This window comes from Streptomyces torulosus (assembly GCF_001419765.1).
Classification (GTDB): domain Bacteria; phylum Actinomycetota; class Actinomycetes; order Streptomycetales; family Streptomycetaceae; genus Streptomyces; species Streptomyces torulosus.
Genome location: NZ_LIRK01000017.1, coordinates 23,108 through 29,458, shown reverse-complemented (window position 1 = coordinate 29,458; position 6,351 = coordinate 23,108). Strand labels below are relative to the sequence as shown.

Below are 6,351 nucleotides of genomic sequence, written 5' to 3'. Positions count from 1 at the left end.
CACCTACGAGGAGTGGGACGCCGATCTTGATTCCGATCGGTTGGACTTCCCGGGCGGGCCGGTGGAACCGCACAGGGCTCCACTGAGACGGCAGACCCAAGCCGATCGGCTACAAGGGGTGCCGACTAGACGACCACTGGTGCGAGGGCCGGACGGAGCGCTGGTGTATGCCTTTGCTCGGCATCGTTGATATCAGCCGTGGATGTCAGAAGCGGGCGCCGCTGCGGACGGCGAAAGGGTTTCAGTCGATCCTTACGCAGTAGACGAACGGGACGCTGGCCGTCCTTCGGCCCGACGTCAGATCGATCGCCTGGACACGGGAGTTCGGGTTTCCGGGGGCGCACTTCCCGGGGAAACCGGTGACGAAGCCGAAACTCCCGCCGGCGTGTCCGGAGTGCCTGGTGGCCGTGACCGTCCAGGACTTGTTGACCGCGCCAGAGAACACGAGGCGGACCGGGCTGTTTATGTTGAAGTGGTTGCCGTTGACCTTGAGGGCGCCGTTCTGCGAAGTGATCCACAGCCGCACCGCCAACCGCCGGTCATCGGCCTGACTGTTGTCAAATCGCGCCTGCGCGCGGGTCTGCGGGGTCACGCAGGTGTGGTCGTCGGAGCCCCACGCCTCACGCCAGACATAGCCCTGCTTGCAGTAACCGTTCGGGAGGATCCGGCCGGGGGCCAGTGCGTTGTCGTTGGCGGTGTTCGTACGCGTCTGCGGTGTGACGCACACGACGTCGCCGGCACGCGCGACCCGCCAGACATATCCCTGTCGGCAGGTGTTGGGCCCGTAGTCCTGAGCGCTGGCGGTCGACGGTGCGCACAGTCCGCCGCCGATCCCGGCGCCAACCACGATCGCCGAGGCCATGAAACGCCTGAGCATGGTCATACCTCCACAGTTTCGAGGTCGCTACGATTTCATCGTCCGCTTGCGGTACTGAATATCAAATCCTGTGGATGGAAGCCCGATTAAGTGTTAAGGGTCGCGAACCGGCGGCGCACACCGTGGAGTTGAAGCACGTGACCGTGAGGGGACGCGCTCGGAGACGTTCCCGGCGTGGACGGGTCGCGGATCCCGCCGAACAGGGCCGGCGTCGCGCCGTGCCGCAGGGCGTCCAGGTTCGAGTCATCGAATTCGGCGCGGCGACACCGAAATGCGCCAAGGGTCAATCGAATTCTGAACGATCGTTGGGAATTGCTTATCCGGCCCGTACCGGCGAACACCCTTGGCGAGACCTGTGACCGCGTGCCAGTCGCTGGGATTTGTCGTGCTGACTCAAGCACTTGCCGCGCGCGAGGGTCACCGATAACCCGAGGTGGACCAGTCGTACGAAGCGGCCGCCAGTCCGCACATCCCCACGCACTGTTGCGGGGGGAGAGTAAAACGCTTCGGTAGGGGAGAGTGCCCTTACCGCGGGAAGCCCTCCAAGAAAGGGGCTACACGGGCAAAACTATCAGGACCGTCGCTTTCTTGCCTCTTGATGCTGCCCACCTGGCTCCGCGCTGCCAGGGAGGTCGGTGGAGTCTTGTTGCTCGAGTCAAGCCCGTCGTGCGGGTACAGGACTCCGCCCGGTTAAGTAATCACCCAGCTCGTCGCGGACCTGGTCGGCATCCCACTTCGCCCTCCCGAGCAGGTGCTGCATGCCGTCCGGGGTCCTGTCCCCGGCCCACTCGGCGATGGTCCAGCAGTTCTTGCGCGGCAGGTCCGACAACAGGCCGAGTACCAACTTCCGGGACCGGCGTCGGGATTCGACCCGTGTGAAGCGTCCCGCTATCCGGCTCATCAGGTTCTCGAACGCCTCCTGCCGGCAGGCAGGGTCTACGCTGTGACCTGCGGCCACCGCATGATCGTTTGTCTTCACACACCGATGATCAACGGTGGCCGCACCCGTCTCCACACCGCGTCAGGTCGCGCAGCGTCTGCCTGCCATCCTGTGCATCGGAGGGCCTGTGCAACGTGGCGAAGTCTGGTGGGTCCAGTTCGACGAGCGGAGGTTGGTCGTACTGCTGTCAGGAGACGACGCGTCCGGGCTCCAGGTGATGCAGGTCGTCGCTCCGGCGGGCCTCGACATCAGCGGTCTGGGCATCGAAGTGACGGTCGGCGCCGGTGAAGGACTGCCGCTCGAAGGCGTGCTGCGGCTCGCGTTCCCGCGTCCAGGCTTCACCCCGTGCACGTGGCTGACCACCGTGTCCCGGGACGACCTGATAGAGCGGGCGGCCGTCCTGTCCTCCAGGAAGCTCAGCGAGATCGACGATGCCCTCCGACTCGCTGAACAAGCACAGGAGCGGCCCCCGGCAACGACCGCGAAGCTCAGCGAGATAAGGGACGCCCTCCGTCGCGGTGAACTCGGGTGGACGGAGAAGGAGCCGACGCCCGCGACGGCATGGTCGATCTCGGGCGAGATGATCCACGCTGGACACCTGCCGCCTCCACGCCCCTCACCATCGAGATCACGATCTACGGCTGGAGTACTCGGAGGGAACCGCTACCGACTTGCGATGTGGCCCCTGCGCCCGCCCCGGGGCCCATCGATTTGCGGGGGCTCACCTGGCGTCATGCTTCAACGGCCGCTCCGAGCGGCATACGGCTGCACATACAAGAAGACCCCGGCCTCAGCGTTTCCGCTGGTGACGGGGTCTTTGGGCACCTTCTGCAAGGTGCCCCCGGCAGGATTCGAACCTGCGCACACGGCTCCGGAGGCCGTCTGGCGGCTCTGCAATGTCGCTGTTCAGCGCCCCACTGAGGCTCGACTGACCGACATCTGTCCACGTATGGTCCACGTGGCGCACTCGATCAGCGGTCCTCTGAAGCCGGTCCAGTTGGCCTAGGCGAGCAGCCGTCCACCAGCGAAGGCCACTGGGAGGGCAGCCAGGTAGCCGTCAGCTGGAGGCAGGGACCACCTCCGTGACGGTAGGTGATCTCAAGGGCATGTCCCTGTAGTGTCATCGTCGTTCCTCGTGATAGGGAGAGTCGGCGGTGGCTGCAACTAGCGTCTGGGTTAGCGACGTTGTCGCGCGTTTTGGATCTGCCTGCAAAGACAGTCTTTCCGGTCCTGGCGATCGCGAAGCCGCCATCAGGTCCCCTATCGAACAGCTAATCGCGTCCGCAGCCCGTCAGTTGGGTCTTACGGCTATCCCTCACAGCGAAGTCCGCGACACGGAACGCCGAGTGCGGCCAGACTACGCGATTAGCGTGGACGGCGCAGTGTGTGGATACGTCGAAGTGAAAAGGCCGGACAGTAATGTAAATCCAGATAACTTCACGGGCCACAACCTGAAACAGTGGCAGCGCCAAAGGGATCTCCCCAACCTTATTTACACAAACGGTACCGAGTGGCGCCTGTATCGTGACGGAGAGCTTCTAGTAGGTCCGGTCAGCCTCTCCGGCGGCTCGCTGACGGATGCAGGTAGTTCTCTCGTAGCGTCTCCCGACTTCGAGAATCTGCTGACTGAGTTTTTGCGGTGGAAGCCTGCACCCATCACCTCTGTGAGGAGTCTGGTGCAGTCGGTCGCACCTCTTACGAGGCTGCTCAGGGGAGAAGTCCTCGACCAGCTCGAGCAAGAGCGTCGGTCAATCGTCCTTGGAGAGGAGGAAGATTCGCAGCCTTTCCACGGTCTTGCGCGAGACTGGCGGAAGCTTCTATTCCCTGAGGCTACGGACGATGTCTTTGCAGACGGCTACGCGCAGACCGTCACCTTCGGTCTGTTGTTGGCCCGTTCGGAAAATATTGATCTAACGAGTTCCAGCTTCTATGAGGTTGGGAAGAGCCTGGGGCATAGCCATTCACTGATGGGTAAGGCCCTGCAGCTTCTGACTGAAGTGACTGCCCGAGACTTCACTGTCACCCTGAGTTTGCTGCTTCGCGTGATTGGCGCAGTGCGATGGGACAGAATTCGCGCCGGTAAGCGCGACTTGTATCTCTATCTCTACGAACACTTCCTTGACGAATACGATCCGGAGAAAAGAAAGGAGTCCGGCTCTTATTACACTCCTCGGGAGGTCGTCGAGCAGATGGTTCGCATGGTCGACGATGTGTTGCAGCAGCGACTTGGGAAAGAAGGTGGTTTCGCTGATCCTACTGTTTTGACTGTTGACCCTGCGATGGGAACTGGTACCTACCTCCACGGAATAATTGATACCGTTGCCGAACGAGTGAAGGGGCAGGACGGGGCTGGTGCTGCGGCGGAAGTGGTTACGGATCTCGCCCAGCGCATCATTGGATTCGAGCTTCAGATGGGCCCCTACACTGTGGCCGAGCTGAGGACTACTGACCTTCTCAAGAGGCACAAAGCTAAACCGCCGACTGGCGGCATGCGGACGTACGTGACCAACACCCTGGATGATCCGTTCGAGAGCGTCGATATGCTCTCGTCTCAGTTGGCGATCATCTCCGCATCCCGGAAGAAGGCCAACAAGATAAAGGCGCATACTCCCGTCACCGTAGTTATCGGTAATCCGCCTTATCGTGAGCGTGCAGAGGGCATGGGAGGATGGGTTGAGCAGGGGCGTCTACGCGACCGAGGCATGAAAGACGCTCCGAATGAGCTTGACGCATTCCGCGCCCCCGGCAACGGGCGTGTGGAGTATGTCCTGAAGAACTTGTACGTTTACTTTTGGCGCTGGGCTACCTGGAAGGTATTTGACCAGCCGGACGACGACCATAACGGTGTGGTGTGCTTCATCACCACTTCTGGATACCTGCGTGGCGTCGGCTTCAAAGGCATGAGGGAGTACCTGCGTAGAACGTGCTCTGACGGGTGGGTTATCAATGTAAGTCCGGAAGGCATGCGCCCAGACGTACCTACGCGCATTTTTCCCGGTGTCCAGCAACCTCTGGCAATCGGTATTTTCCTCCGAGCTTCTGATTCCGACACCGAAAAGCCGGCCCGAATCAGGTACACCGAGGTCTCTGGTCGGCAGAACGAGAAGTACAACAAGCTCGCAGAGATCGATCTCTTCGAGGATAGCCAGTGGCGAGATGCCAGGACAGATTGGCAGGCGCCCTTCACGCCGGCGGCAGAATCTGCGTGGGATGACTGGCCTGCTCTAGATGACCTACTGCCGTGGCACGCTCCTGGTGTGAAACCGAACAGGACTTGGGTCTATGCTCCACATCCCTCCATCCTCGATAAGAGATGGCGCATCATCACGAGCGAGGAAGACGTAGAACGTAAGCGAGAGCTGTTCAAGGAGTCATCCAGCGCATACCTCGAAAAAGAGAAATCGCCCTTGCCTGGAAAGGATGTGTACGAGTACAGCGGCGCTTTCGTCGATGAAACTGGCGATTCGCCATCCCCGGTACGCGTAGGATTCCGCTCCTTCGACCGCCAATGGATCATCCCTGACCGTCGTCTGTTGCATCGCGAGAGCCCAACTTTGTGGGCTGCACGCCAACCCGGTCAAGTTTATGTGATAGAGCAAAACGCTCACGAAATCTCTTCAGGTCCGGGTGTTGTCTTCACGCATCTAATTCCTGACATGCATCACTTCAATAACCGTGGTGGACGTGCCCTGCCGATGTTGCACCCGGATGGCACATATAACCAAGCTCCGGGCTTCGCTCGATCGTGGGCCGAGGCAGTGCTAGAGCGTGATGTAAAAGTCACCGGAGAGGAATTGGTAGCTTACTTGGCGGGCGTGGTATCTCACCCGGGATACACCGACCGATTTGCGGACGAACTTACAACTCCCGGTATTAGGGTGCCTCTTACTCTCGATCGACACTTGTGGGAGAAATCCGTCGAGATCGGTCGAGAGGTCATCTGGCTGCACACATACGGTGCCACCTTTGCGGACGACCTGTCTGGGCGTCGCAAAAACACTATTAGGTACCTTGACGGGGATCCTAGGCAGCCGAAGTCATCACGCAGCCCTGACTCTATGCCGGATACTCTCGCATACGATGAAGAGCGCAAGGAGCTTCATCTCGGGAGCGGCATTTGGGGGCCGGTCGAGCCTGAAGTGTGGGCTTATCAGGTTGGTTCACGTTCTGTGATCAAATCTTGGTTTGACTATCGCAAGAAGGAGCCGGGAGGGCGCAAAAGCAGTCCTCTCGATGGCGAGCACTTGGATGCATGGCCTCTCGATTGGACCCGTGAACTAAATGACCTCCTCACGGTCCTGACACGGTTGGTCGAGTTGCACAAGAGTCAAGTGGACTTGCTAGACGAGATCATGGATGCGCCTGTGGCTACCATGGCTTATATGCGCAGAATTGGTGTGGTGTGGCCCAGTTCAGCAAAGGACCGCAAGCCGCGTTACCCTAAGGATTTCGGCAGTAAAGAGGGCATCCTTCCGGGCTTTTAGCCCGGCTCGGATACGAGGTGCCGGCTGTCATCATCATCGGGAGCTGGCGG

2 protein-coding genes, 1 tRNA gene and 2 pseudogenes are annotated in these 6,351 nt (G+C 60.5%); 2 read left to right on the top strand and 3 right to left on the bottom strand.

Annotation, left to right across the window (positions count from 1 at the left end):
* Nucleotides 1-241: 241 nt before the first annotated feature.
* Together AOK23_RS01890 and AOK23_RS01885 are read right to left on the bottom strand one after the other, a co-directional pair.
* Nucleotides 242-877 carry a hypothetical protein gene (locus AOK23_RS01890; protein ID WP_157877915.1) on the bottom strand — a complete coding sequence of 212 codons (636 nt, stop codon included), beginning with the start codon at nt 875-877 and terminating at the stop codon, nt 242-244.
* A 691-nt stretch (nt 878-1,568) separates the two neighbouring features.
* Nucleotides 1,569-1,778: pseudogene (locus AOK23_RS01885) on the bottom strand (transposase); the annotation flags it as partial.
* 166 nt (nt 1,779-1,944) lie between these two features.
* On the opposite strand from AOK23_RS01885, the pseudogene AOK23_RS49245 reads away from it, so the two are divergent.
* A pseudogene (locus tag AOK23_RS49245) lies at nt 1,945-2,346 on the top strand (type II toxin-antitoxin system PemK/MazF family toxin); the annotation flags it as partial.
* Between the two features lie 307 nt (nt 2,347-2,653).
* Here the strand turns inward: AOK23_RS49245 and AOK23_RS47610 are convergent.
* A tRNA-Ser gene (locus AOK23_RS47610) sits at nt 2,654-2,741 on the bottom strand.
* Nucleotides 2,742-3,187: 446 nt separating this feature from the next.
* Between AOK23_RS47610 and AOK23_RS01875 the strand changes: the two genes are divergently transcribed.
* Nucleotides 3,188-6,301: a type ISP restriction/modification enzyme gene (locus AOK23_RS01875; RefSeq protein WP_206336097.1), complete on the top strand. Its 3,114-nt coding sequence runs from the start codon at nt 3,188-3,190 to the stop codon at nt 6,299-6,301.
* The last annotated feature ends 50 nt before the right edge of the window (nt 6,302-6,351 follow it).

What these genes read in the sequence shown, in the direction of transcription:
- AOK23_RS01890 (WP_157877915.1), bottom strand. Translation starts at nt 877, where the DNA reads ATGCTCAGGCGTTTCATGGCCTCGGCGATCGTGGTTGGCGCCGGGATC.